The sequence below is a fragment of the Thiobaca trueperi genome (assembly GCF_004342175.1).
Lineage (GTDB): Bacteria > Pseudomonadota > Gammaproteobacteria > Chromatiales > Chromatiaceae > Thiobaca > Thiobaca trueperi.
The window spans coordinates 1-25,962 of the sequence record NZ_SMAO01000008.1 but is presented as its reverse complement, the minus strand read 5'-3'; the positions used below and the strand labels follow the sequence as shown (position 1 = coordinate 25,962).

Here is a 25,962-nt window from a genome sequence, read left to right as displayed (position 1 = left end):
CCGTCGCGGCAGACATCCCCGCGACCTCCATGATCCGGGTACCGTGCTGTTCCAGGCAGGGATGGCGGTCTCGTTGCCCTCAGGAACCCAGGCAACAAGGGAATCAGTCAGACTCCCTTGGAAGACGAAAAACCGAGGGAACCTCAGTTCCAGGATCACTTGCAAGCCGTCTACTCTGCATATCCAAGCGGATTCCCCGCCTGCCAGCGCCAGGCATCCCGCACCATGTCGTCGATCCCATATTCGGCCTGCCAGCCCAGCTCGACGCGGGCGCGGGTCGGATCGGCGTAGCAGGCGGCGATGTCGCCGGGACGCCGGGCGACGATCTCATAGTCGATGGTCCGCCCGCTCGCCCGCTCGAAGGCGGCGATCATCTCCAGCACGCTGTAGCCCTGACCGGTGCCCAGGTTGTGCACCATCACGCCTGGCCCTGTCTGGAGCCTGCGCAACGCCGCGAGATGGCCGCGCGCCAGATCGACCACATGGATATAGTCGCGCACGCCGGTTCCATCCGGGGTCGGATAATCGTCGCCAAAGACCCGCAGTCGCGGCAGCTTGCCGACCGCGACCTGGGCGATATAGGGCATCAGATTGTTCGGGATGCCCTGCGGATCCTCGCCGATGCGTCCACTCGGATGGGCACCGACCGGGTTGAAATAACGCAGCAATGAAATGTTCCAGTCGCTGTCCGAGACATGCAGATCACGCAGAATCTCTTCGATGAAGAGTTTGGAGCGACCATAGGGATTGGTCGCGGAGAGCGGAAAATCCTCCCGAATCGGCACGCTGGCCGGATCGCCATAGACGGTTGCGGATGAGCTGAAGACCAGATTGCGCACGCCTGCTGCGGCCAGTGCCTGACAGAGCGTGAGGGTGCCGCCGAGATTGTTGTCGTAGTAAGCCAGCGGCATCGCGACCGATTCACCTACCGCCTTGAGCCCGGCGAAATGAATCACGGCATCGAATGGTCCATCACGCAGGATGGCGTTCAGCGCCGCGCGGTCGCGCAGATCGGCCTGAACGAAGGTCAGCGGCTTGCCGGTGATCGTGCGTACCCGCCGCAGCGATTCCTCGCGACTGTTGCTCAGATTATCGACGACCACTACCTCCAGCCCCGCATCCAGCAGTTCCACGCAGGTATGACTGCCGATATAGCCCGCGCCGCCTGTGACCAGAATGCGCATTGCAACGCTCGCCTTGATGAATTGAAACCAGCCGCCAGTTTAACAGCCTGTCAGGCGTATGGAGCGACGCAAGACCCGCTAGACTGGTGGCACCCACAATCGATGAGGTAATGAATGATGACTGGTCAATCGTTTTCCCGTACAGCCTTGATCGCGGCAACCCTGGCGCTCACAGCCATCGATGCGCAAGCCCAGACCGAGGGCGCCGCTGCGCCCATCGCCGTGCCAACGGCAGCGCCCGCACCGATGGCGGTGCCGGAACCTGCACCCGCCGTGACCTCCGCACCAGCACCCGCCGTCCAGGCCGAATCGGCCTTCGACGGTTATCAGGCGCTGGCGGTCTCTGCCGGGGTGATCGGCGGTGCCGTGATTGCCGGAATCCTGACCGAGGGGCTGATTGTGCCGCTGTATTGCTGGGCGACCGGTAGCGCCGGGATGGGCGCGGGTGCCGGAGCCGGAATGGGTGCCGGCATGGGCGCCGGCGCGGCAGGAAGCGGCGCCGGCATGGGCGCGCAGGCATTCAAAGGGGTGATGCAGACCCTGGGCGCGGTCGGCGGCGGGTTCTACGGCAATGCCTGGTATCAGGCCAGCGCAAGTCAGCCAGCCGTTCAGTAAGCTGGCGTTTCAGTTCAGGCGGACCACTCGTGTCCGCCATTCTCCGCCAACGAGCAGCCTCAAACGGCATCCGGATCCGGCGCACTGACCGCGCCATCGCTGCGTAACCGCTGGCGCAGCCGACGCAGCGTCTCGGGATCGAGCGCATCGCGAAACAAGGGGATCGCATAGCGGCGCAGTCGTCCGGCGCGGAAATTGAGCACTACCAGCGACAGGCTCACGAAGGTCGATGGGGACAGGGTCACCTCCTGCTGCCGACCATCGACAAAGGTCAGAAACCAGCTTCCGTCCGATTGCCAGAGCGCCGTTTGAATCGAACGGGGCGAACGTCTCAGCACCTGAGCGGAGATAACCCGGAAACAGCCAAGACCGATCAGCAGCAGTAAGGGGAGACGATAGAGCCCGATCGGCAGGGCCAGCACGACCACAAACGCCAGACCATGAACCAGCCCGACAAAGATCGCCAGTTGACGTGACCGTCGGGGACGGATCAGGAGCGGTGGGCGTTCGCGATGCGCGCCCATGCCGGATCAGTCGGGATCAGCCGGCGCCTGATCATGGGGACGCTCACCCACCACCTCGACGATGCGCCGGATCAGCGCACCGAACGCCGGATCCGGTGGCTCCGCGCGCGACATGAACCAGTCGCTCAACAGCGTATCCTGCTGGCCGAGCAGCGCCAGGAAGGTCGCCCGTTCCGACTCATTCAGAGCGGCGTAACCGAGATCGAGAAAGCGGTCAAGCAGGTGATCGAGTTCCAGCATCCCGCGCCGGCACTGCCAGCGCAGTCGCCGGATTTCCAGGTCGGTGGCCTCGTCGGCGGTCGCGGTCAAATCAGTCATGTCAGTCGTCCCGGTTGCACCGCGTCTGATCTGGCAGGCGGTCTTGGTGGATGGCGGTCAATTGAGCGCCCAGTAACGGGCATTCAGGGATGATCGGGCGTGACCCATGATAACCCGTCAATGGCTGTCGCCGCTCCAGTGCCGCGCCGCAATGGCCGACTGCCGGATCAAGACATCGAAATTCTTTGCACGCCCGGCATTTTCGGCTTAAATGCGATTTTAACCCCTGCTCCCGGCCGGCTCGCCAACGGTGGAAACAATGAGTATCAGAAGACTCCCCGTCTATATCCTGCTCGACACCTCGGGATCGATGCGCGGCGAACCCATCCACTCCGTCAATGCCGGGCTGCAAAGCATGTTCAGCGCGCTGCGGCAGGATCCCTATGCGCTGGAGACCGTCCATCTCTCGATCATCACCTTCGATGTCGAGGCGCGCGAATATCTGCCGCTTACGCCCCTGGACGCGATCCGGCTCGACGATATTCGCGCGCCCGACTCCGGCGCAACCTTCCTGGGCGCCGCGCTGGAACTCTTGATCCGGTGCGTTGACCGCGATGTCAGAAAGAGCACGCCCGACAGCCGGGGCGACTGGCGTCCGCTGCTGTTCGTCATGACCGATGGCAGTCCGTCCGATCTGCATACCTTTCGCCAGACAATCCCCGAGATCAGGCGCCGCGATTTCGGCTCAATCGTCGCCTGTGCCGCCGGACCCAAGGCCCGGCAGGATTATCTGCGCGAGCTTACCGCGCAGGTGATCGCGCTCGACACACTCGACGCCGCCGCCTTCGCGGGTTTCTTCAAATGGGTGTCGGCGAGCGTCGCCGTCGGCTCGGGCCATGCCGGCACCGGAGACGCAGACGCGCTGCCGCCACTGCCATCCGAGATCCAGTTGTAACCTGCCCCGTCATTCATTTGCCTGGAGTCTCGCCACATGCGCCGACTGCCCGTGTTCTTCGTGCTGGACTGCTCGGAATCGATGGTCGGGGACAATCTCCGGAAAATGGAGGATGGCCTGCAATCCGTCGTCCGCGTCCTGCGCGCCGATCCGCACGCGCTGGAAACGGTCCATCTTGCCGTGATCGCCTTCGCCGGGATTGCGCGGACCATCGTCCCGCTGCTGGAGGTCGTTTCTTTTTACCCGCCCAAGCTGCCATTGGGCGGCGGCACCAGTCTCGGCGCCGCGCTCGATGTGCTCATGGCGGAACTCGATCAGTCGGTCGTGAAGACCACCGCCGAGCGCAAAGGCGACTGGAAACCCATCGTTTATCTCTTTACCGACGGTCATCCGACCGACGATCCGGGACCGGCAATCGGGCGCTGGCATGCCCGTTATGCCAGCCGGGCCACCCTGATCGCCATCGGTATCGGTAAGGACGCCGATTTCTCGCTGTTACAGCGTCTCACCGAGCACGTCATTCTCTTCGAGGAGCGGCGTCCCGGCGACTTCACCACCTTTGTGAATTGGATCAGCGCCTCGGTCGTGGTGCAGAGCCGGAGTCTGGGCGAAGGCGCTGACGGTCATGCGCTGCCGCCACTCGATCAGCGGGTGCTGACGCTGATCAAGGATCCGTTGCCGACCCCGATCGACGAGTCCTGCGTGACCCTGGTGGGCCGCTGCCAGAAGACGCAACGCCCCTATCTCATCAAATACGAACGGGAGTTGCAGCCCGTCACTCAGCTCGACTTCAACTTTGCCGTGCCGATCTATCGGCTTGAGGGCTGTCATCCGCTGGACGAGGACTACTTCGTCTGGTCCGATCCGCGCACCGTGGAACTCAAGGTGAACACGTCCGAACTGATTGGCGCACCCGCCTGTCCGCATTGCGGTAACGCCACCGCCTTTGCCATGTGCGGCTGCGGCAAACTGCTGTGCATCAACGGTCCCGGCGAGGCGCTCTGTCCCTGGTGCGACCGGCAGGTCACTTTTGCGCCCGGACCCTCGCCGGATGAAGGCGGATTCGAGGTCGGTCGCAGTCGCGGTTAAACGTCAATCAGACAGGATTAACAGGATAAGTCCAGATTAAAAAGATTGAAAACAATGGCTTAAAAAGCCTGCCTATCCTGGAAAATCCTGTTAATCCTGTCTATAAAGCCATGACGCTCCAGAATCCACCGCCCCAGGCCACATTCCATCTGCCCAATGCGCGGTTCGGCGTTCACTATGACTCGCCACTCAGCGGGCGCGACTTCAGCGGCGCTCCGGTGCGGATCCTGGAGGTGGCGCTTCCGGACAGGCTGGGCTTGCAATTCGATCCGTCAACCGGCCATCTGACCGGAACCCCTGCCGACGCTGGCGACTACCGGCTGCGGCTGCGCTGGACCACCGATGGCAGGACCAGCCACGCGGGCGACTGTCTGCTGATCGTCAATCCGGATCCCAGAAGCCTGTGGAAGATCGTCGAGCCGCCCATTGACGCACCCTGCCCCAAACCACATCTGGACAGCCGGCTGCTGACGGCAGGCGGACGACGGATCGTCGCCGCCAGCCGGCGCGGCCGTTCCCATGAGCATGTCGGCGGCTTTCGCGAAGACGACTGTTTCATCCGACATGATGCATATAGCGGCTGGAGTCTCCTGCTCGTCGCCGATGGTGCCGGCAGCGCGCCCTGCTCCCGCGAGGGTTCAAGGCTGGCCGTCACGACAGCGGGCGCCTGTCTGTCCGAAAACCTGACGGGCGCGCTCGGCGCACACTTGAGCGCCGGGCTGGATCGATGGGGCGCGGATAGCGACGCCCCACCATCCCTGACCGCCGGGTTTGCACGTCTCTTCCAGCAGGCGTCTCTGCACGCCGTGCAGGCCATTGAAGACGCCGCACGGGAATCAGGAGGCACGGCGCGCGATTACGCCACGACCCTGCTGGGCGCCGCCGTCAAGGAATCCGGGCGCGAGACCGTTCTTGCGACCGTCTGGATCGGCGATGGGGCGATTGCGGCCTATGGTCCGCGCGGTCAGATCCGGCTCATGGGCACGCCTGACAGCGGCGAGTTCGCCGGTCAGACACGTTTTCTGGATCGCGCCACGCTCGCCGATCCCGGTTTCGCCACCCGCATCGGCATCGCCCATCACCCTGATCTCACCGCCATGCTGCTGCTGACGGACGGGGTGTCAGATCCCTGTTTTGAAACCGATAACGGCCTGCGGGATCCGGCCAGATGGGATCGTCTCTGGGACGACCTCTCTCCCCTGCTCGGCGCGCCCGATCCGGAGCGGCGTCTGCTCGACTGGCTGGCCTTTTTCTCGCCCGGAAATCATGATGACCGCACCCTGGCGGTGCTGTGGTAACGGAGTTAACGAGAATGGCGAAGGTCGTGACATGCAGAACAGTCGACGGGCAGACCATCGCGTTCGTCGATGAGATCATCGGCTCGGGCGCCATGAAGGACGTGTATTTTTCGCCCGACCGCTCCTATGTGGTGGCCTTCTACAAATCGCCCCAGGACGATCTGACCAGGGAACGCCTGCAGATGATTGCCGGGCGCTACCGGGAGAGCATCTTCGAGCAGATCGGCGGCGATTACTGGCGCAACCTCTTCTGCTGGCCGACCGCGATCCTGGAACACGAGGGACGGCTCGGGCTGGTGGCACCGGCGTATCCCGGTCATTTCTTTTTTGCGCACGGCTCGCGCAACCACGACATGCTCGGGATCCGGGGCAAGGAAAAGCAGGGCAAATGGTTCGCGACCGCCAGCCTGCGCAACCGTTTCATCGATCCGCGCGAGCTTGGCGACTGGCGCGGTCATCTCTTTGTCTGTCTCCGGCTGGCGCGCGCCGTGCGCCGTCTGCACATGGCCGGGCTGGCGCACTCCGATCTGTCGTACCGCAACGTCCTGATCGATCCCTCCGAGGGCTGGGCCTGCGTGATCGACATCGACGGTCTGGTGGTGCCCGGCAAATATCCGCCCGACGTGGTCGGCACGCCGGACTTCATCGCCCCGGAAGTGGTGATGACCAGCCATCTCGCACGCGACGATCCGGCCCGTCGCCTGCCACAGCGCGAGACCGACCTGCACGCGCTGGCGGTCCTGATCTATCTGTATCTGCTCTACCGGCATCCGCTGCGCGGCGGCAAGATCCATGATCCCGACGACCCCCAGCGCGATGAACGGCTGGCGATGGGCGAAGGGGCGCTCTTCATCGAAGATCCGCATGACCCATGCAACCGGATCCGGCGCAGCGATGTCAGGCTGACCGATCTGCCCTGGGCCGATACGGACCGTCTGCCGTTCACCCTCACTGGCCCCTATCTGGCGCCGCTGTTCAGACAGGCCTTCGTCGAGGGTCTGCATGACCCGGCGCAACGCCCTTCCGCAAACGACTGGGAAACGGCGCTGATCAAGACGCTCGATCTGCTCCTACCCTGCCCCGGTTCGCGCTGCGAGCAGAAATGGTACGTCTTCGACAACTCGACCCAGCCCTGCTGCCCCTTCTGCGGCACGCCCTTTCCGGGTCTCCTGCCCGTCCTCAACTTTTATTCGTCACGACAGGCGGGACAGTTCAGAACGGATCATCACCGCCTGCTGGTCTGGCCCGGCCAGTCGCTGTTTCTCTGGCACGCCAACAGTCTGATCGCCCCCAACGAAAAACTCGCCGAGACGCAGCAGATGCCGGTCGGACAGTTCGTTTTTGACGAGGGATGCTGGTCGCTCGTCAATGCGCGCCTGCCCGATCTCATGGACCTCGCGACCCAGACCCCGGTGCCCCTCGGTGGCCGGCTCGCACTCTCCGACGGACAGCGCATCCTCCTGTCCAGGGAGGATGGCGGGCGGCTCGTCGTGGTCCAGATGATCGAGTCCAAGTGAAAATCTCGCCCGCATGGGTTAGAGTTCACGGCTTCAAAATCACACTAACGACCTGATCCGGACGAGCCGTGCGCGCTCTGCCCGAGATCCTGGGGGACACCGACATGACGCCCGATCTGATCGCACCATCCATCCTCTCGGCCAATTTCGCGCGGCTCGGCGAAGAGGTCGATAACGTCCTTGCCGCTGGCGCCGACATCGTTCACTTCGATGTCATGGACAATCACTATGTGCCGAATCTGACCATCGGCCCGCTGGTCTGCGAGGCGCTGCGCAAACATGGGGTCACGGCCCCCATCGATGTGCATCTGATGGTCAAGCCGGTGGACCGCCTCATCCCCGACTTCGCCGCTGCGGGCGCGACCTACATCACCTTCCACCCGGAGGCGAGCGAGCATATCGACCGTACCCTGCAACTGATCCGCAACGAGGGCTGCAAGTCCGGGCTAGTGTTCAATCCAGCGACGCCCCTGAGCTATCTGGATCATGTGCTGGACAAGATCGACATGATCCTGCTGATGTCGGTCAACCCCGGTTTCGGCGGTCAGAGCTTCATCCCGGCGACCTTCGACAAACTGCGTCGGGTGCGCCGGATCATCGACGAATCGGGACTGGACATCCGGCTGGAGATCGATGGCGGGGTCAAGGCCGACAACATCGCCGAGGTCAAGGCCGCTGGCGCCGACACCTTCGTCTCCGGCTCCGGGATCTTCGGCAAGGGCAAGGACACGGACCCGCACCACTACGACAGCATCATTCGCGACATGCGCGCGGCCATGGCCGGCGTGAGCCGTTAAACCGCGCCCAGTGCGACAGGCGATGTTTTTGGGTTGGATCGACCTTGGCAGCATCGACGACCTTGGGAGCTGGCGCGGTTTAAGATATTAAAAAATATAAAATTTTAAACCGCGCCCCGACCAGGGCCGTAGATGCGTTCAAACATTGAACTCACTCGAAACTCAGCATATCGCTCTTGGCGCGGTTTAATCCTGTCCATTCGAGAAACCCGGAGCAGTCACCGCATGCATCGGCCCAAGATGATCCTGATCGACCTGGACGGAACGCTGGTGGACAGCGTTCCGGATCTGGCCTTTTGCGTCGATGCCATGCTGGCGCGGTTGGGACGCGCCCCGCGCGGCGAAGCGGCGGTGCGTACCTGGGTGGGCAATGGACTTGAGCGCCTGGTGCGCCGGGCGCTGATCGGTCAACTGGATGGCGAGCCGGAGGAGTCGGACTATCGGCTCGCTCATCCGATCTTTCTCGAACTCTATGCCGATAACGCCTGCAACCGCTCGGCGCTCTATCCGGGAGTGCGCGAGGGGCTCGATTTCCTCAAGTCGGCGGGCTATCCGCTCGGCTGCATCACCAACAAGGCGGCCCAATTCACCGAGCCGCTGCTGAAACACCTGGGACTCTGGAACGATTTCGGGCTGGTCGTCAGTGGCGATACCCTGCCGCGCCGCAAGCCCGATCCACTCCCCCTGCTGCACGCCGCCAGTCATTTCGGCGTCGCGCCCCATGACGCACTCATGATCGGCGACTCGGTCAACGACGTGCAGGCCGCCCGCGCCGCCGGTTTCGGCATCGTCTGCACCAGCTATGGCTACAACCACGGTCAGGACATCCGCGACGCCCGGCCTGATGCCGTCATCGATTCATTCGTCGAACTCCGGGAGCTGATTGGACAGGATTAAACCGCGCCTGTGCCATATTTCTCTGGTCACGAAGCTCCGGCTTCGTGACCTCAGCAATGAAGCGCTGCTTCACTAGACCGCCGCTTCGTCACCAGATCCGATCCTGTCCATCCTGCTAATCCTGTCTATTCAAGGCGATCAAAAACGACCGATCAGGGACAGGCCCAGCATGGCTGCCGGATCCTGATCCTCTTCATACAGCCGGTTGCCGTCGGCGTCCTCGACCCGCAGGGTCGCGCTGGTCGCCGCGCCCGCATAGAGGCTCAATTTCAACCCCTCCGACAGATCCCGACCGATGCGCAGATACACGGGGATGTAGCGATTCTCCCCGACGCCACCGGCGAATGGTCCGTCCTGGTCCAGACGATGGCGATAGGAGCGATAGGAGGCACCGATGCCCGCCTCCCAGTTCGGGGTGAGCGCATAAGACATCTCCAGTCCGGCCGGACCTGCCGGGCCGGCCAGAAAGGGATTCGACAGACGCAGACGATCCGTGATGCGCCAGTCGATGATCAGAAACGGGAACAGGCTGTTCTCCTCAATGCGCGCGAAGGCGCCAACGCCCAAACCCAGGGTCAGATCGGGATTCATGCGCCGCACCGCTGAGACCGTCGCCCCGTACTCCAGCGCATCGGAGAATTCCGCGCCGGACTCGCCCGCGTATTCGACCGTCGGGGTGACGCCCAAGCGCCAGCCATCGTCAGTCGTGTAATTGTATGGAGCGGACAGACCGACCCGGTAGAGCTGGCCCCAGGGCTCGACGCCGCCGAAACCAGCAACCCGGTCGAAGCGCCAGTCCTCGTAATCGGCGTGCAGCCGCACGCCCAGCGACGACTGCGGATCGAGCGTCCAAGACCGCCCGAATGTGGTCAGCACGCCCGCGAAACCCGCCTCGCCGCCACCATCGAGATCGCTCTCGGTATGCAGGAGCGGCGAGATGGAATAGCTGACATCCGCTGGCGCTTGGGCAGCGGCGCTTCCGGCAACGATGAGTGCGGTCAAAACCAATGGGCCGTGAAACGAAACACGCGTGGACATGATGGTTAATCCGTATTATTTAAGTGCCAAAACATCGCATACCATACCGGACGCAGTTTAACCCGCTTTACCTTGACGGACTTTTGCCCGGAGATCCCCGATGACCCCCAAGACCTTTCGCGCCCTCGCCGAGCAGGGCTACAACCGGATTCCTGTCGCCTGCGAGGTGCTGGCCGATCTCGATACACCTCTGAGCGTCTATCTCAAGCTCGCCAGAGGGCCGTATTCCTATCTGCTCGAATCGGTCCAGGGCGGCGAGAAATGGGGGCGCTATTCCATCATCGGTCTGCCCGCGCGGACGCTCATCCGGGTTCGCGGTCAGCAGGTCCAGGTCGAACGCAACGGCCAGGTCATCGAGGAAATCGAGGCCGCCGATCCGCTGGCCTGGATCGAGTCCTTTCAGCAGCGTTTCCAGGCCGCCGAGGTCGCGGGTCTACCGCGCTTCACCGGCGGTCTGGTCGGTTATTTCGGTTATGACACCATCCGTTATATCGAGCCCAAACTGGCGGTCTGCCCCAATCCGGATCAACTCGGGACGCCGGACATCCTGCTGCTGGTCTCGGATGAAGTGGTGGTGTTCGATAATCTCAGCGGACGGCTCTACATCATCCTGCATCTGGATCCGACCGCCGGGGACACCCTGGAAGCGGGCGAGGCGCGTCTCGCCGAGCTGAATGCACGCCTGCGCGATCCTGTCCCCGCCGGTCAGAGCGCCCCGCCGCACGCGGTCGATGAGACCGATTTCGTCTCCGGTTTCACCGAGGACGGCTTCAAACAGGCGGTGGAGCGGATCAAGGGCTATATCCTCGAAGGCGACTGCATGCAGGTGGTGCTGTCGCAGCGGCTCTCCATCCCCTTTCATGCCCCGCCGCTGGATCTCTACCGCGCGCTGCGCGGTTTGAATCCCTCGCCCTATATGTACTTTCTGGATCTGGACGACTTCCACATCGTCGGCTCCTCACCCGAGATCCTGGCCCGGCTGGAGGATGAGGTGGTCACGGTGCGTCCCATCGCCGGCACCCGGCGGCGCGGTCAGACCGAAGCGGAAGACCGGGCACTGGAGGCCGATCTGCTGGCTGACCCCAAGGAACTGGCCGAGCATCTGATGCTGATCGACCTGGGGCGCAACGACGCCGGGCGCGTCTCCGAACTCGGCAGCGTGCGGCTGACCGACAGGATGATCGTCGAGCGTTATTCGCATGTCATGCACATCGTTTCCAATGTCACCGGCACGCTCAAGGAGGGGCTGACCGCCATCGACGTGCTGCGCGCCACCTTCCCCGCTGGCACCGTCTCTGGCGCGCCCAAGATCCGCGCGATGGAGATCATCGACGAACTGGAGCCGGTCAAGCGCGGCATCTACTCCGGCGCGGTCGGCTATCTCTCCTGGAACGGCAACATGGACACGGCGATTGCCATCCGCACCGCCGTCATCCAGGACGGGCGGCTGCACATCCAGGCCGGTGCCGGCATCGTCGCCGATTCGATCCCCGAGATGGAATGGCAGGAGACCATGAACAAAGGCCGCGCCATCTTCCGCGCCGTCGCCGCCGCCGAGATGGGGATTGATCGCTATGGGTGTGGGGTGAAGCGGGGTTAAACCGCGCCCAGCACGGTATGCGATCTTTGTGGATCGGATCGACCCTGGCAGACTCAAGGATTATCGGAGCTGGCGCGGTTTAAGATATTCAATAATATGAAATTTTAAACCGCGTCTCCACTGAGGTCGGTGACACCCCCAGAGCCAAACACAAACTGAAAATTACGCATGTCGCGCTGGACGCGGTTTAACAGGATTTTTAACCTATTGCTTTAAATCCTGTTAATCCTGTCTAAGAAATCTTTCCATTCGACGAATCAGGGCGCTGACCTGACGACTGACGACGGCCCGGAGTCTGCCCCCCCATGTTCACCGGCATCATAACCACAGCGTTTTTCATCACTCATTGCCCAGAGTTATGATTGACTCATCCATGCCTTCAGCCCATCAATGTGATCGAGGGATGCCTCCATGCCGCGCCTCAGCGCCACAGCACTCTCCGATCCTCAGACCGGGAAGCCCGCCAAGTCTCCGCTGACGCGCAGTCTGCTGATTGAATGGCTGCTGCTCGGCGGCGCCCTGCTGGTGCTGGCGGCGAGCATGGCTTACAACCTGATCGCCGATTATCGGGACACCGAACAGCGCGAACAGGAACGGCTGACGACCCAGGCGCGGGTCATCCATGACAACCTGAGCCGCCAGCTCGACGCCATCAACCGTGCGCTGACCAATATCGTCGGCGAATGGGCGGACTGGAATCAGAAGACAGAGGGCATGGACCACGCCAGCAGTCATCTCAAGGCGTTCACCGACGCCATGCCGGGCGTGCGAACCATGAACATTCTCGATGTCGAGGGTTTCATCCGCGCCACCAGCCGGCCCGAACTCCTTGGTCAGAACTTCCGAGAGCGCGATTATTTCCAGACGGCTCAACGCCAGCCCGATCCCGCCCGACTCTACGTCAGCTCCCCATTCAAAACCTCGCTCGGTGTCTGGACGCTCAGTGTCGTGCGCATGATCCCCGGCGCAAATGGCGAGTTCGCCGGCATCGTCAGCGCCACACTCAACCCCGAGGAATTCAAGATCCTGCTTGATTCGGTACGGCATGCGCCGGACATGTGGTGCACCCTCGCGCACAGCGATGGCGAGGCCTTTCTGACGATGCCAGAGCCGATCAGCGCCGAAGATCGGCCACCGCCGCTCCCGGATCAGGTGATGGAGGCGCATCGGTCAAGCGGTCATCTCACAAGCGTGCTGCGCCATCTTGACGCTGATACCGGCCACCAACATCTCCTGGCCCTGCACAGCATCCAGCCCGACACCACCCAGATGGACAAATCGCTGGTGGTCCTTGTGGGCCGCGATCTGGCCGCCATCTACGCCCCCTGGTTCAATAAGGCCCATCTGCTCGGCGGTCTGTTTGTGCTGCTTGCGCTCATCACGGTGCCCAGTCTCTATGCGACGCAGCGTCGGCGCCGCTTCGCCCTTGGCCGGGCCGCCACCGCCGATGCCGCCTTGCGTGAAAAGAGCGCCGAGCTGGAGCGTTTCTTCAGCGTGTCACTCGATCTGCTCTGCATCGCCGACATGGACGGACGGTTTCGCAAGCTCAACCCGGCCTGGGAGCGAACCCTCGGCTACCGTCCTGACGAGATGGAAGGCGCCTTTTTCCTGGATTTCGTTCACCCCAAGGATATCGCCGCCACGCTGGAAGCCATGTCCGATCTGATGGAGCGGCAGTCAGTCAGCCGTTTCAGCAACCGTTACCGTACCCGCGATGGCGGCTACCGGGTGATCGAGTGGTATGCCGCGCCCTATGAAAACCGGCTGATCTATACGGCAGCGCGCGACATCACCGAACAGCGTCAGGCCGAGCAGGCATTGGCCGACCGCGAACGTTTCATGCGGTCGCTGATCGACATCCTGCCCGGCATGGTCGGCTACTGGGACACCGATCTGCGCTGCGGTTTCGCCAACAGTTGCTATCGCGACTGGTTCGGGCATGACCCCGACGCCTTGCGTCAGATCACGCTCCCCGAGCTGCTGGGCGAGACACTCTTTGCCCAGAACGAATCCTTCATCCGTGCCGCGCTCCAGGGCAAACCGCAGCGCTTTGAGCGCACCCTGACCAAGGCCGACGGTTCGACTGGCTATACCTGGACGCATTACATCCCGGACGTAGTGGACGGCAAGGTGCGCGGCTTCTTCGTCCTGGTCTCGGATATCACTGAAATCAAGCAGGCCGAAATGGCGCAGCGCGAGGCGCTGGTTCAGGCTGAACGCTTCCGTGAGGCGCTCGATCATGTCTCCTCCTTTATTTACATGAAGGACCGCGAACATCGTTATCTCTACGCCAATCGGCCGACGCTTGATCTGTTCGGCGTCACCGCCGACGAACTGGTTGGTGCGGTCGATGCCCGATTCTTCACCCCCGCCATTACCGCACGCCTGCATGAGGTGGATGAGCGGGTGTTTGCCGGCGAGCGCACAGCGGAAGAGATCGACATCACAGACGAGCAGGGTCGGCGGCATGTCTACTGGGAGATCAAAACGCCCATTTATGAGGCCGGGCGGACGCAGATCTGGGGACTCTGCGGCATCTCGACCGACATCACCGCGCGCAAACTCCAGGAAGAGGAACTGGCGCGGGCGCGCACCACCGCCGAAGCCGCCAGCCGCGCCAAGAGCGCCTTTCTCGCCAACATGAGCCATGAAATCCGCACGCCGATGAATGCCGTGCTGGGTCTGTTGCAGTTGCTGCGCCACACTGACCTGAGTGCGCGCCAGCTCGATTATGCCTGCAAGGCGGAGACGGCGGCGCAGTCGCTGCTCGCCATCCTCAACGACATCCTGGATTTCTCCAAGGTCGAGGCCGGCAAACTGGTGCTCGATGAGACGCCGTTCCGGCTCGACGACCTGCTGCGCAACCTCTCGGTAGTGCTCTCGTCCGCCCTCGGCAGCCGCGAGATTGAAGTGCTGTTCAAACTCGATCCCGGCATCCCGCGCGTGCTGCGCGGCGATGCGCTGCGTCTGCAACAGGTGCTGCTCAATCTTGCCGGCAATGCCATCAAGTTCACCGAGCGCGGCGAGGTGGTCGTCAGTCTGCATGCACTGGAGATCAATCCGGCGCTGGCGCGCATCGCCTTCTCCGTGAGCGACACCGGCATCGGCATCGCCCCCGAACGCCTGCAGGCGATCTTCGAGGGTTTCACGCAGGCCGAAAGCTCGACCACGCGACGTTATGGCGGCACCGGTCTGGGTCTGGCGATCTGTCAGCGGCTGGTGCGTCTGATGGGCGGCGAGCTGACCGTGGAGAGCGCACCCGGCGCGGGCAGCCGCTTCGGCTTCACCCTGAACTTCGCGCGGGATGCCGAAACCCTGGCGCACGAGCACGACATCCGACAGGTCAGCGCACCGCTGGCGCCAGTGCGTCCGCAGCGGGTGCTGATCGTCGATGACAACGCCATCGCCCGCGAGATCCTGGCCGGCATGGTGGATTCCTTCGGCTGGTGCGCGGAAACCGCCGCCGCTGGCGCCGAGGCCATCGCCCTGCTGCAACAGGAGGCGAGCGCCGGTCGCAGTTTTGACGTGATCTGCATCGACTGGCGGATGCCGGGACTGGATGGCTGGGAGACCGTCCAGGCGATCCGCGCCCTGACCCTGGATCCGGCGCCGGCCATCATCATGGTCACCGCCCACGGCAAGGAATTGCTGGGCGAGCGCCCGGCTGCCGACACCAGCCCGCTCAACGGTTTTCTGGTCAAGCCGGTGACGCCTTCGATGCTGTTCGATGCGGTCGCCAATGCCACGGGCGGGCGTCCGCTCCTGGAGCCGCCAGCGCCGACGCAACCCGGCAGCACCCGACTCGCCGGCCTGCGTCTGCTGGTGGTCGAAGACAATCCGCTCAACCGGCAGGTGGCACAGGAACTGCTGACGCATCAGGGCGCCGAGGTGGAGGTGGCGAACGACGGGCGTCAGGGCATTGAGCGTGTCAGCACGGCGCAACCGCCCTTCGATCTGGTGCTGATGGATCTCCAGATGCCCGATCTGGACGGCTTTGAGGCCACCCGCATTCTGCGCGAAGACATGGGCCTGACCGAGCTGCCGATCATCGCCATGACCGCCAACGCGCGGCCCTCCGACCGCGCGGCCTGTCTCGCCGTCGGCATGAACGATCATGTCGGCAAGCCAATCGAGATCGAGCAACTGGTCGCCGCCGTGCTGCGGCAGAGCGGACGCGCGCCGGTCGCGACGACGCCGCTGGCCGGTTTGGCTGAGGATGCGGACACGCAGGAGTCGCCGACCGGGCTGGAGCTGGTTCAGGCGCTGGCGCGACTCGATCATGACCGCGCACTCTTTGCCGGTCTGGCGCAACGTTTCGCCGATGATCAGGGCGAGGTGGTGCGGCGGGTGCGTCAATCACTGCAAGCGAACGACCGGGAGACGGCGATCCGCGCGCTGCACACGCTCAAGGGTGTCGCCGGCACCCTGGGTGCGACGGCTCTGGCGCAGGCGGCGGCGCGGCTGGAGATCAGGCTGTACGCCGACACCACGCCCGCCGAAGAGGAGACCCTGCTCGCCAATTTACAGGAACGTCTGAACGACGCCATCGACCTCCTGCTGGAGGCCGCCGCGACCCTCACACCGCCGCCCGCATCGCGACCCGACACCACGTCCGACCCGGCGCATCTGGTCAGACTGCTCACCGAACTGGAAATCCTGCTGGGCGAGCACAACATGCGTGCCATTGCACTGCATGACACGCTCAAGCATGAATGCGGCGCGGCGCTCGGCGAACATCTCGCCCCCCTCGACGAGGCCATGGGGCGGCTCGATTTCCCGCGTGCCCGCCAGATCGCGATCAACCTCAAGGATCTGCTCGCCGCATGACACCTGACAACCTGCCGCCGCCGCTGCAACGACTCACCGCCCTGCCGGAACGCCCGCGTCTGCTGCTGGTCGATGATCAGCCGATCAACATCCAGACCCTTTACCGGATCTTTCACGCCGATCACGAGGTCTTCATGGCAACCAGCGGCGTGCAGGCCATTGATATCTGTCAGCGCGTCCTGCCCGATCTGATCCTGCTGGATGTGGTGATGCCCGAACTGGATGGGCTGGAAGTCTGTCGGCAGCTCAAATCCAGCCCGCTGACGGCGGATATCCCGGTGATCTTCGTCACCGCCCAGAACGATCCCGCCGACGAGACCCGCGCCCTGGAAGCCGGCGGGGTGGACTTCATCAGCAAGCCGCTCAATCCAGCCGTGGTGCGCGCCCGTGTCAGGACGCATCTGACGCTCAAGGCGCAGAGCGATCTGCTGCGCGAACTGGTCTTTCTCGACGGACTCACCGGCGTCGCCAACCGGCGTCGCTTCGACGACACGCTGCCCGTCGAATGGCGTCACTGTCAGCGCAGCGGCGCACCACTGACCCTGCTGCTGCTCGACATCGACCACTTCAAACTCTACAACGATCATTATGGTCATCAGGCCGGCGATGCCTGTCTGCAACAGGTCGCCGCGACGCTCAGACGCGCCTTCCGGCGCCCGCACGATCTGGTCGCGCGCTACGGCGGCGAGGAGTTCGTCTGTCTCATGCCGCACTGCGATCTGGCCGCCGGTCAGGCGCAGGCCGAGACCATCCGTGCCGATCTGGCGACCCAGCGCATCCCGCACGACGCCTCACCCACCGCCAGCACGGTCACGGTCAGCATTGGCGTCGCCACCGCCGTCGCCAGTCCTGATATCAGCGTCGAGGCGCTGCTTGCCGCAGCGGACGCCCAGCTTTATCTCGCCAAAAAGAACGGTCGCAATCGCGTCAGTGCTGTTGAACTTGGCATTCCAGGAAACCTAATCGGTTGATTTACTGAACAATTCATACCTGACAAACGCCTTAAATAGACAGGATTAACAGGATTTTCCAAGATGAACAGGATTTTCAAATGATTGTTTTTAATCATTTTAATCTTGAAAAATCCTGTTAATCCTGTCCATTGACGACGTTTCGGGCGGGGACAAACCTTCGTTAACCGCTATCCTCGCCAGCCAGGCGATAACCGCGTCCGCGCAGGGTTTCGATCAGATCAAGCCGACCATCGGGATCCAGTTTGCGTCGCAGACGACCGACCAGCACCTCGATGACATTGCTTTCGCGGTCTTCATCGTGCGGATAAAGCCGGTCGGCGAGATCCTGTTTGGAGAGCACCGCGCCCCGGCTGGTCGCAAGCTGTTCCAGCAGACGGTATTCATAGGTGGTGAGATCCACCGGATGCTCCTGCATCCAGACCTTCTGCGCGGTCAGATCCAGCCGCAGCGGACCCCGGCGCAGCTCGCGCGAGGCGGTTCCGGCAGCACGCCGGACCAGCGCCCGTAGCCGGGCCAGAAGCTCCTCGGCCTGAAAGGGCTTGACCAGATAATCGTCCGCGCCGGCCTCCAGCCCTTCCACCTTGTCCTGCCAGCGGTCGCGCGCAGTCAGAATGAGGATCGGCAGCAGACTGTGCGCCGCCCGCAACTGGCGGATGATCTCCAGACCCGAGAGTCCGGGCAGCCCCAGATCGATGACGGCGGCGTCAAACGGATAATTGCGGGCCAGATAGAGACCTTCCCGCCCCTCCCCGCTGCCCTCGGCGATCAGACCGGCCTGAGTCAGACGCGCGATGAGCTGACGGCGCAGATCGGGCTCGTCCTCGACAATCAGAACGCGCATGCCGTCAGCGCCTCACCCGATGGTCTTCAGCGACCGGCAACAAAGACATAACGCACCTGCCCATCCGGCGTGAGGATCTTGACCTGATAACCGCCAGCGGCGGGCTTGACCGCGAGCACGCGCCCGCCGGTCTGCCGGCTGGCGATCTCGCCGGCCTCGCCCGGCGAGATCCCCCCGCCCGGCGGCTGATCAGCCCGGCTGGATGGCAGTGAGACGAACAGCATCAGGGCGGCAAGTGCAATCCTCAGTCGCATGGCGATCAGGCTCCGGTGAGGGTGAGCTGAAATCCCGCGTCAGTCGAATACGCCGCGATAAATGATGGTGAGACCGTTATCGCCGCCATAACGGCGCGGCGGCTCCCGATAGATCACCCGTGGCGGCGGACTCTCGATGACGATGGGACGGTAACGGCGATCATAACGGTGCCGATGATGCCATTTTTCGTGTTTGTACGGGTGAGCGACCCAGCGACCGTCATCGCGATAGCCCCTGTCGTGCGGGCCGCCGTGGGCTGCCGCCAGGGTCGGGAGCAGCAGCGCGCCACTCAGGATGGCGGCGACCAGGGCGATGCGAACATGTTGACGTTTCATCGAAAATGTCCTCTGTGCATGCGACCGGGAGCCCAATCTCCCGTCGTCGAGGCCATCTTATGCGTGCGATCCTGAACCCGAACTGAACGCTCGAACCGACTCAGGCCGACTGGTTACAGAAAGTCGCACTGACATGGTGACGGAACAGCCGGCGCCCCTTGCCAAAAACGACGGCCGTCGCCTTCATCGCGTCGCGGGTCAGGAAGCGCTCCCCGAAGACCCGCTCGTTCTTGAAGCTGTTGAACCAGCTCTCGGTCGGGGCATTGTCCCAGCAATTGCCCTTGCGGCTCATGGAGGGCATGCCGTATTCCTGGAGTTTGTCTTGGAAGGCATGGCTGGCGTACGGCTCCCGCGATCGGAGTGAAGGAGTAGACCTGGTGCGGGCTGGCGGCGGAATCAGGCCATGGTCAGGGCATCGGTGACGAGATCGGCTGTCAGGCGCGGCTTCAGTGACCAGCACACCACCTCGCGGTTGAACAGATCCAGCACGATGGCCAGATACAGCCAGCTTCTGCATTTTCGTCTCCCGTGTGACGGTCAGTCTACGTCACTCTTGGAAGACGAAATTTCGGGGGAACCTCACTATGAACATCGTCCTGATCTGTGGCATTGTTTGCGAACGATACGGGACAGACTGATCTGACCTGCATGGAAGCAGATCGCTCGAACCGGCAAGCCCTTGACGCATCGACTCGACCATCGCTCCAGGAGACGGATAACCCATGACGATTCGACACAGACTCTTTGGCCTCTCGGCACTCTCGGTTGCGGCGCTCCTGCTGGTGCTGGCGGCGGCCTGGCTGACCTGGCGCCACCTGGACATGCTGGACTCGGCCAGCGACCTGACGCAGGATCTCAGTCATGCGCTGCTGCGCGTGCAGCAGCGCGAGAAAGATTTTCTCATGCGGCTTGCGGTGGATGACGCGGAGGCGCTGCGTCGTGAGGCGCAGGCATTCGATACCGGCCTGGGACAGCTCATCGCATTGCTGCGCCGGGAAGACCTCCCGCTTACGGCGTCGGAATCGCTGCGCGACGCCATGACGCAGTATCTCGATCAATTCGAGCAGTTCTTTGCCGAGTACAGGATGATCGGACTCGATCCCGAGTCCGGGCTTTACGGCAGTCTGCGCCAGGCCGTGCATCAGGCGGAGGAGAGCGTCAAGGCGACCGGTCGCGACGACCTGCTGGCGGGCATCCTCCAGCTTCGCCGTGACGAGAAGGATTTCATGCTGCGTTCCCAAACCCGCTACGTGGAACAATTCGAGGCCGACTACCAGCGCCTCATCGCCCGCCCCGATCTCGATCCATCCGTCACTGAGACACTGGGGCACTACCGCCAGGACTTTCTCGCGCTGGTGAAGGCACAGACGCAGATCGGGCTTGCTGCCGATCAGGGTCTGAGGGCTGCGCTCGATGCCCGGATGCAGGCGGTGCAAAACCAGGCCGAGACCATCGAAACGGAGCTGGCCGGCGTCCTGAGCCACGCCGAACAGCGGGCGGGATGGATCCTGCTGGCCTTCGTCGCGGTCGTGACGGCGCTGGTCGGGCTCCTGACCCTGATGATCGCACGCACGCTCAACCGCAGTCTGAGCCAGACCGTTGGGGTCATTCAGCGGATCTCCAGCGACCACGATCTGACCCTGCGTCTCGGGCTCAAGGGTCAGGACGAGCTGGCGCGAATGGGCGGGCACCTGGATTCCATGCTCGACAGCGTCGCCCTGGTCATCCAGCAATGCCAGCAGACCGTGGAGGGTCTCAGTCAGATGACGGCCAGACTCTCGGCCAACGCGGATCAGACCTCTGCCGGCGGACAGCGTCAGCTCCAGGAAACCGACCAGATCGCCACCGCGATGAACCAGATGGTCGCCACCGTCGAGGAGATCGCGCGCAACACCGGAATGGCCGTCGAAGGCGCCGGACAGGCCGACGCCAATGCCCGACAGGGACAGGCCCAGGTCGCCGCAACCATTGAGCGCGTCGATTCACTCGCCCAACGCCTCGCTGGCTCCACGCAGGCGGCGCAAGAGCTTGTGGAGAGTTCGGCCAGCATCGGCACGATGCTGGATGTCATCAGCGGCATCGCCGAGCAGACCAACCTGCTGGCCCTGAATGCCGCGATTGAGGCCGCACGCGCTGGCGAACAGGGACGCGGCTTTGCCGTGGTCGCCGACGAGGTCAGAGCCCTGGCGCAGCGCACCCGGACCGCGACCGGGGAGATCGGGGAAATCATCGCGAGGCTGCAGGACAAGACGACCAACATCGTTGTGCTGATCGAGGAATGCCGCGACGAGGGCGTCGCCGGCTCGGCGCAGGCCAATGAGGCGGGCGGCTGTCTCCGGCGCATCACCGAGGATGTCACGCGGATTCAGGACATGAGCACTCAGATCGCGACCGCCGTCGAGGAGCAGACGCATGTCGCGGCCGAGATCAACCGCAACATCGTGGCGATTCGGGACATCGCCGCACAAACCGCCACCGCTGCGGAATCCAACGCGACCGCCTCCACTCAGATCGCACAGGACGCCGAAGCGCTGTCCCGGACCATCAGCCGCTTCCGGTGCTGAACCGCATCCGGTACGGCATGCGGTGTTCGTGCATTGGCCCGGTCTCGCTGGCGACTGATGAGCATCGCCTCAATCGTCAGTCGCCGGCCCCGCCCTTTGCGCCGGTCGGAGCTGACCCGCCTCTCCAGCCTGAAACTACGCGACTGACCCTTGGCTCTGCGCGGATGGCTGTAATCGCGGCGATCCTGTCGTGAACGCCGCTCCGGCCTCTGGTAGTCGTGACGGGCGGAGGAGTCCTCTATCACCCGATATTTTTTCTGCTCTTTCGGGCTCTTGGGAGCGACGAGAGATATGGGACTCTGGATCGTCGATCTGACTGACCTATTACGACTCCTGGTACACGCGGGCGCCGAACCTGCATCGCGCGCCTGACGCATGCTCTCCTTTATCTGCTGCTGTTCCTGGTGATGGCGAGCGGCTATCTGATCTCGACCGCCGATGGCCGGTCGCTCGATGTCTTCGGCCTGTTCAGCGTCCCGGCGATTCTGACCGGGCTGCCGGATCAGGCCGATCTGGCGGGCGAGGTCCATCTGGTCCTCGCCATCGCACTGGTGACCCTGGCTGCCGTTCATGCGCTGGCGGCGTTGAAGCATCACTTCATCGACCGCGACGCGACCCTGCTGCGGATGCTCGGGCGCCGTCCCGCGCGGCGTTAGCTGCGCCTCCCGCCAGCCAGACCGTCATCCCGACGGCTGCGCCAGCCCGATTCCGACGCCCGGCGGAATGCTTCTCCGCCGGGCTGGTCTGAGCGTTTTTCGACCGTCAACTCAAACAGAGGAAAACCATGATGACGAGCAAGCAACTCACCGCCCTCTCACTCGCCGCCGCGCTGGCGCTGCCCGGCCTCGCAACGGCTGCGGACTATGTGATCGATACCAAGGGCGGCCACGCCTTTATCCAGTTCCGCATCCCCCACCTCGGCTAAAGTTGGCTCTATGGCCGCTTCAACGAGTTCTCTGGCGACTTCAGTTACGACAAGGACAACCCGAGCGCCGCCAGGGTCGAGGTCACCATCAAGACCGCGAGCATCGACTCGAACCATGCCGAGCGCGACAAGCACCTGCGGGAGAAGGATTTCCTGGATGTGAGCAGGTATCCGGAAGCGACCTTCAAGAGCACGTCCTTCACCGCCAAGGGTGACGGCACGGCCGTCCTCAAGGGCGATCTGACCCTGCGCGGGATCACCAAACCGGTGTCGATCGATGTCACCGAGATCGGCGAAGGCCCGGATCCCTGGGGCGGCCAACGGCGCGGCTTCCAGGGCAGCACCCGCTTCGCGCTGAAGGACTTCGGCATCGAGCGGAACCTCGGCCCGGCCTCGCGCGATGTCGAGATGATCCTGAGCATTGAGGGGATTCGCCAGGATTAGACGCGGCGGACCCTGCCCGGCTCGGGCGGCACGCCCGAGCCGGGGATCGTGGTTGAATTCAGGCACCGCATCGTTCGCGATTGATCAGACACCATCCAGCAGCACCGTCTGCATATCCTGAGGGGTCGCGAAGTCCGCACCGGTTGAATGCTTTATGGTTTGAAATCATGTGGCCAAAGAAAATATGGGCCATGCTTCGGGCTCATACGAAACTCACCGCCTGAATCCTTGCCCTTTGGCGTGAGGTAATGTTTTCCCTCCTTGATCTCCAGATAACCAAGTGATACCAGCTTTTCCATCAGCTCCGTGGTCTTGAGTTTGAGGCGCTGACCGAGCTTGGACGACGTAAGCTTTGCGGTTGGTTCATCTTCATCCGATTTTCCCACATCACCCTGTGCGGCGACACGCTCCAGCGTAATTCTGACCTCATCACTGATGCGGATGATGCGCTGTGATTCTTCGTAAGCATCACGGTAAAGCTCGGCGTCCTCCGAGCGGCGGATCAGCACACCCATCTCGTTGTTATTGACCTGACTGAACTCATAGAGGTTGAGGCTCGTCACAATGCAAAGTTCTTCATTCATGTAGCACTTGGCGTGCAGGTTGCGGCAAAAGCTGGTGCGAACATAGGAAAGCTCGTTGAGCCAGCCAATCTCTTCCGGTTGCAGTTCGCTCTTGCCATAGACAATTCTTACGTCGATCTTGAGACGATTCTTGTCCGCGAGAAGCTCCTTGATGCGATCATTGAGCCGGAGGAATGGGCTGATAAGAATAAGGCGATCTTTTGCGTCCTTGATCATTTCCTCAAGGAAGTAATTCGTCGCACTGGTGTTCAGGAATTTTGCCATTGTCAGACCGTCATGAAGGCTAATGCGAAGGCTGGGAAATTAGGTTAATCGGCACCGTTGTAAAATTTTGCATGACGAGCACTGCGCCGCCCGCGAAGCCAGCTCTATGAGCCGCTTGCAAGGCATTGATGGGTTTCGCTATCGCTCTACCCATCCTGCCTCGCTATGCTGCTGCGGCACCTCGTTGGGTGCCGAAGGTACTTACGCCTTGCACAATGCCAAGGCTTTTCGTCTGTATTCGTTCATCTCAGATCGTAGAGATTGTGTATTGGCAAGCAACTGCCGAGCAGCTTCGAGCGTGAGATACGTGAAGGGATCCTTGAGCGTAGTTTCGGTACCCAGTCGGGAGCTAGCGATTTCGAAGCTCCACTCGGAGTGGTCAGAGTGCGCAACGATCTTGTCGCGTAAGCCAAGAACCTTCTTGTGAACATCGTGATCGAAGGGAAGCAGTCTGTCTTCGGGATCCTCGCGCTTGAGCAGTTGAGCCATGTCAGAAAAAAGCTTATTCGGGAGACGCAGGCGGCCGGCTGGGCCTCGATTGTTTGACCAAGGTCGGCTGTAGCTGATAACCACAGCGGTCACGAGAGATCGACCTAGTATGTCGAGGAAGTTGTGGTCGCGTCCGAACTCTCGCGACCTGAGGTTCAGCCAAGGATCGGATTCCGGGTTCTCGGAAAGTGTCATCAACTCGATATACGCAACGAGATACCGTTGGCACCACATGAGGTCAAAATCTGCAATGGCGTACTGCTTCGCTTGCTCATCAACATCCACGTGACTTACCCATGTATAAAAACGGGACAGATTTATTTTTAGCCAGTGTAGGATGGGTAGAGCGTAGCGAAACCCATCATTCCGCCATCGACGCGATGAAAGATGGGTTTCACGGCCAATCGGCATCGGTGCCAATCATCAACGTCATCGCATAGCCGTTCTACCCATCCTACCTTGCTAACGTTAAAGCTCAGGCGCGCCGCTTTTTGGCGTCGCTTGGAGCACCTTGTTAGCCGCAACGACTATTGGATTTGTCATGCTTTCGGTTTGCCAATGGGCACGTAATGACTGGAAGGCGCGATCCAGCATTTCAACGGCTTGTTCCTTTGTAATTTGTTCCAAGGGGGAAATTACTGCGGCATCCTGAACATCTACATACGTTGAATTATTCTTGTGGTTCACACGGCTTTTTGATGCAACCTTTGCTGCCTCTAGCCACTTTAGGTCAGAGTCACGCAATAGGTCGAGTTCAATACCAAACACATACTGATGAAAATCGTCAGAATCAACTTTGGCTTTGTGATCACGAAAGCGCCGCATTACCTTCCTCCAATCTACCGCCTCATTCTTGAGCAGGCGACCAATGGCGCCGACAACAATGGGAATCTTTCCAAGCTCTTCGCAAGTGAAGTGCGCCAACAGAAATGCTCGCGCATAGTATCCGTTGTCGAGTAGCAGCGTTGCTTCTTTGTGCAGAGACTCTGCGTTATCGAAGATACGCAACCTCAACTCATGCAGTTGGTCAATCGTGAGTTTTTCCATACGGCTAACGTTTGAATTGGGCCTCGATTCATTTCCTGAGGTCTGGGAGCACATATCCAGGCCGAAGATCGCTGCGAATACGAGAGTTAAGATCTGAGTCCAGAGAGAGAAGCTCAGGCCAAGGCTCTGCTCGATTTGCACGAAGCTCATCGTGGCAAACATAGCCAGCGTAGGATGGGTAGAGCGTAGCGAAACCTATCATTCCGCCATCGACGCGATGAACGATGGGCTTCACGGCCAATCGGCATCGGTGCCAATCATCAACGTCATCGCATGGCCGTTCTACCCATCCTTGTATGTTCTACCTTGCTAACGGCAACCATCAGCGGCGCGCTCCTTTGGCGCGTCCGCTGGATGGTTTTGTTATGCGAATTTTATCAATGCCCTGCATAATTCTCTAAGCTGGGGTTCTAGAAACTGCAATTCTTTGAGTCTTTGGTCACCCGGCAAATACCCATATTTGTATTTCTTTAGGTGAGCACACTTTCCCCTTGCATCCACAAGGCTATCTATTAGGCCCTCGAAAGCAGCATCATTATTTGAGCTCGCGTAGATACTCTGTTCTGACGCAAGTCCTTTTTGCCTCCTGTCCATCAAATTGATGAATGATTCAGACCGCTTGCGGGAGGACATAGAAGCGT

Annotated in this window: 24 protein-coding genes and 2 pseudogenes; 14 read left to right on the top strand and 12 right to left on the bottom strand. The window is 61.9% G+C overall.

Features of this window, described 5'->3' with window-relative positions; all coding sequences use genetic code 11:
* Positions 1-170: 170 nt before the first annotated feature.
* The gene (galE, locus tag EDC35_RS14270; protein WP_132977937.1) at positions 171-1,184 is read right to left on the bottom strand and encodes a UDP-glucose 4-epimerase GalE; all 1,014 of its coding nucleotides are present in this window, start codon (positions 1,182-1,184) and stop codon (positions 171-173) included.
* Between the two features lie 114 nt (positions 1,185-1,298).
* Between galE and EDC35_RS14265 the strand changes: the two genes are divergently transcribed.
* Positions 1,299-1,799, top strand: coding sequence for a hypothetical protein (locus EDC35_RS14265; RefSeq protein ID WP_132977936.1), 501 nt, complete (start codon positions 1,299-1,301; stop codon positions 1,797-1,799).
* Between the two features lie 59 nt (positions 1,800-1,858).
* Here the strand turns inward: EDC35_RS14265 and EDC35_RS14260 are convergent, their stop codons facing one another.
* Together EDC35_RS14260 and EDC35_RS14255 are read right to left on the bottom strand one after the other, a co-directional pair.
* Complete coding sequence (locus EDC35_RS14260; protein ID WP_165903442.1) at positions 1,859-2,323, bottom strand: protein YgfX; 465 nt, start codon at positions 2,321-2,323, stop codon at positions 1,859-1,861.
* Positions 2,324-2,329: 6 nt separating this feature from the next.
* The gene (locus tag EDC35_RS14255; protein WP_132977935.1) at positions 2,330-2,641 is read right to left on the bottom strand and encodes an FAD assembly factor SdhE; all 312 of its coding nucleotides are present in this window, start codon (positions 2,639-2,641) and stop codon (positions 2,330-2,332) included.
* A gap of 259 nt (positions 2,642-2,900) precedes the next feature.
* Here EDC35_RS14255 and EDC35_RS14250 point away from each other — a divergent pair, with 259 nt between their 5' ends.
* From EDC35_RS14250 to EDC35_RS14225, 6 genes are all read left to right on the top strand, one after another.
* Complete coding sequence (locus tag EDC35_RS14250; protein WP_207896248.1) at positions 2,901-3,536, top strand: vWA domain-containing protein; 636 nt, start codon at positions 2,901-2,903, stop codon at positions 3,534-3,536.
* A gap of 36 nt (positions 3,537-3,572) precedes the next feature.
* Entirely contained in the window at positions 3,573-4,625 is a 1,053-nt protein-coding gene (locus tag EDC35_RS14245) for a TerY-C metal binding domain-containing protein (protein WP_132977934.1), read from the top strand.
* 110 nt (positions 4,626-4,735) lie between these two features.
* Complete coding sequence (locus EDC35_RS14240) at positions 4,736-5,923, top strand: PP2C family serine/threonine-protein phosphatase (protein WP_132977933.1); 1,188 nt, start codon at positions 4,736-4,738, stop codon at positions 5,921-5,923.
* 26 nt (positions 5,924-5,949) lie between these two features.
* Positions 5,950-7,440 (top strand): helix-hairpin-helix domain-containing protein, encoded by a 1,491-nt coding sequence (locus tag EDC35_RS14235; RefSeq protein WP_341539441.1) that lies wholly within the window; start codon positions 5,950-5,952, stop codon positions 7,438-7,440.
* Positions 7,441-7,544: 104 nt separating this feature from the next.
* Positions 7,545-8,237, top strand: coding sequence for a ribulose-phosphate 3-epimerase (gene rpe, locus EDC35_RS14230; protein WP_132978108.1), 693 nt, complete (start codon positions 7,545-7,547; stop codon positions 8,235-8,237).
* 225 nt (positions 8,238-8,462) lie between these two features.
* The gene (locus EDC35_RS14225; protein ID WP_132977931.1) at positions 8,463-9,134 is read left to right on the top strand and encodes a phosphoglycolate phosphatase; all 672 of its coding nucleotides are present in this window, start codon (positions 8,463-8,465) and stop codon (positions 9,132-9,134) included.
* 138 nt (positions 9,135-9,272) lie between these two features.
* Here EDC35_RS14225 and EDC35_RS14220 read toward each other — a convergent pair whose 3' ends face one another.
* Positions 9,273-10,172, bottom strand: coding sequence for a DUF6268 family outer membrane beta-barrel protein (locus EDC35_RS14220; RefSeq protein ID WP_132977930.1), 900 nt, complete (start codon positions 10,170-10,172; stop codon positions 9,273-9,275).
* A 100-nt stretch (positions 10,173-10,272) separates the two neighbouring features.
* On the opposite strand from EDC35_RS14220, the gene trpE reads away from it, so the two are divergent.
* From trpE to EDC35_RS14205, 3 genes are all read left to right on the top strand, one after another.
* Positions 10,273-11,772 carry an anthranilate synthase component I gene (gene trpE / locus EDC35_RS14215; protein ID WP_132977929.1) on the top strand — a complete coding sequence of 500 codons (1,500 nt, stop codon included), beginning with the start codon at positions 10,273-10,275 and terminating at the stop codon, positions 11,770-11,772.
* Positions 11,773-12,183: 411 nt separating this feature from the next.
* The gene (locus tag EDC35_RS14210) at positions 12,184-16,599 is read left to right on the top strand and encodes a response regulator (RefSeq protein WP_132977928.1); all 4,416 of its coding nucleotides are present in this window, start codon (positions 12,184-12,186) and stop codon (positions 16,597-16,599) included.
* A complete protein-coding gene (locus EDC35_RS14205; RefSeq protein ID WP_132977927.1) occupies positions 16,596-17,570 on the top strand; it encodes a diguanylate cyclase domain-containing protein in 975 nt (324 codons plus the stop codon). Before EDC35_RS14210 ends, EDC35_RS14205 begins: the two co-directional genes overlap by 4 nt.
* A gap of 163 nt (positions 17,571-17,733) precedes the next feature.
* Here the strand turns inward: EDC35_RS14205 and EDC35_RS14200 are convergent, their stop codons facing one another.
* The 4 genes and pseudogenes from EDC35_RS14200 to EDC35_RS14185 all read right to left on the bottom strand — a co-directional run.
* Positions 17,734-18,414, bottom strand: a complete 681-nt coding sequence (locus EDC35_RS14200) for a response regulator transcription factor (RefSeq protein ID WP_132977926.1) — start codon at positions 18,412-18,414, stop codon at positions 17,734-17,736.
* A 26-nt stretch (positions 18,415-18,440) separates the two neighbouring features.
* Positions 18,441-18,668: a PepSY domain-containing protein gene (locus tag EDC35_RS14195; RefSeq protein ID WP_132977925.1), complete on the bottom strand. Its 228-nt coding sequence runs from the start codon at positions 18,666-18,668 to the stop codon at positions 18,441-18,443.
* Positions 18,669-18,707: 39 nt separating this feature from the next.
* Positions 18,708-19,004, bottom strand: coding sequence for a hypothetical protein (locus EDC35_RS14190; protein ID WP_132977924.1), 297 nt, complete (start codon positions 19,002-19,004; stop codon positions 18,708-18,710).
* A 193-nt stretch (positions 19,005-19,197) separates the two neighbouring features.
* Positions 19,198-19,511: pseudogene (locus EDC35_RS14185) on the bottom strand (DDE-type integrase/transposase/recombinase); the annotation flags it as partial.
* Positions 19,512-19,726: 215 nt separating this feature from the next.
* Between EDC35_RS14185 and EDC35_RS14180 the strand changes: the two are divergent.
* From EDC35_RS14180 to EDC35_RS18880, 4 genes and pseudogenes are all read left to right on the top strand, one after another.
* Entirely contained in the window at positions 19,727-21,568 is a 1,842-nt protein-coding gene (locus EDC35_RS14180) for a methyl-accepting chemotaxis protein (protein ID WP_132977923.1), read from the top strand.
* Positions 21,569-21,975: 407 nt separating this feature from the next.
* Positions 21,976-22,224, top strand: a complete 249-nt coding sequence (locus EDC35_RS14175) for a cytochrome b (RefSeq protein ID WP_243651690.1) — start codon at positions 21,976-21,978, stop codon at positions 22,222-22,224.
* A gap of 131 nt (positions 22,225-22,355) precedes the next feature.
* Positions 22,356-22,493, top strand: a complete 138-nt coding sequence (locus EDC35_RS19150; protein ID WP_243651689.1) for a hypothetical protein — start codon at positions 22,356-22,358, stop codon at positions 22,491-22,493.
* A 15-nt stretch (positions 22,494-22,508) separates the two neighbouring features.
* Positions 22,509-22,937 (top strand): annotated as a pseudogene (locus EDC35_RS18880) (YceI family protein); the annotation flags it as partial.
* A 152-nt stretch (positions 22,938-23,089) separates the two neighbouring features.
* Here EDC35_RS18880 and EDC35_RS14165 read toward each other — a convergent pair.
* The 4 genes from EDC35_RS14165 to EDC35_RS18685 all read right to left on the bottom strand — a co-directional run.
* Entirely contained in the window at positions 23,090-23,785 is a 696-nt protein-coding gene (locus EDC35_RS14165) for a phospholipase D family protein (RefSeq protein ID WP_132977922.1), read from the bottom strand.
* Positions 23,786-23,986: 201 nt separating this feature from the next.
* The gene (locus tag EDC35_RS14160) at positions 23,987-24,559 is read right to left on the bottom strand and encodes a hypothetical protein (RefSeq protein ID WP_132977921.1); all 573 of its coding nucleotides are present in this window, start codon (positions 24,557-24,559) and stop codon (positions 23,987-23,989) included.
* Between the two features lie 183 nt (positions 24,560-24,742).
* Positions 24,743-25,471 carry an AbiV family abortive infection protein gene (locus tag EDC35_RS14155; RefSeq protein ID WP_165903441.1) on the bottom strand — a complete coding sequence of 243 codons (729 nt, stop codon included), beginning with the start codon at positions 25,469-25,471 and terminating at the stop codon, positions 24,743-24,745.
* Between the two features lie 213 nt (positions 25,472-25,684).
* A partial coding sequence (locus tag EDC35_RS18685; RefSeq protein WP_207896244.1) for a hypothetical protein occupies positions 25,685-25,962 on the bottom strand: 278 nt, incomplete at its 5' end.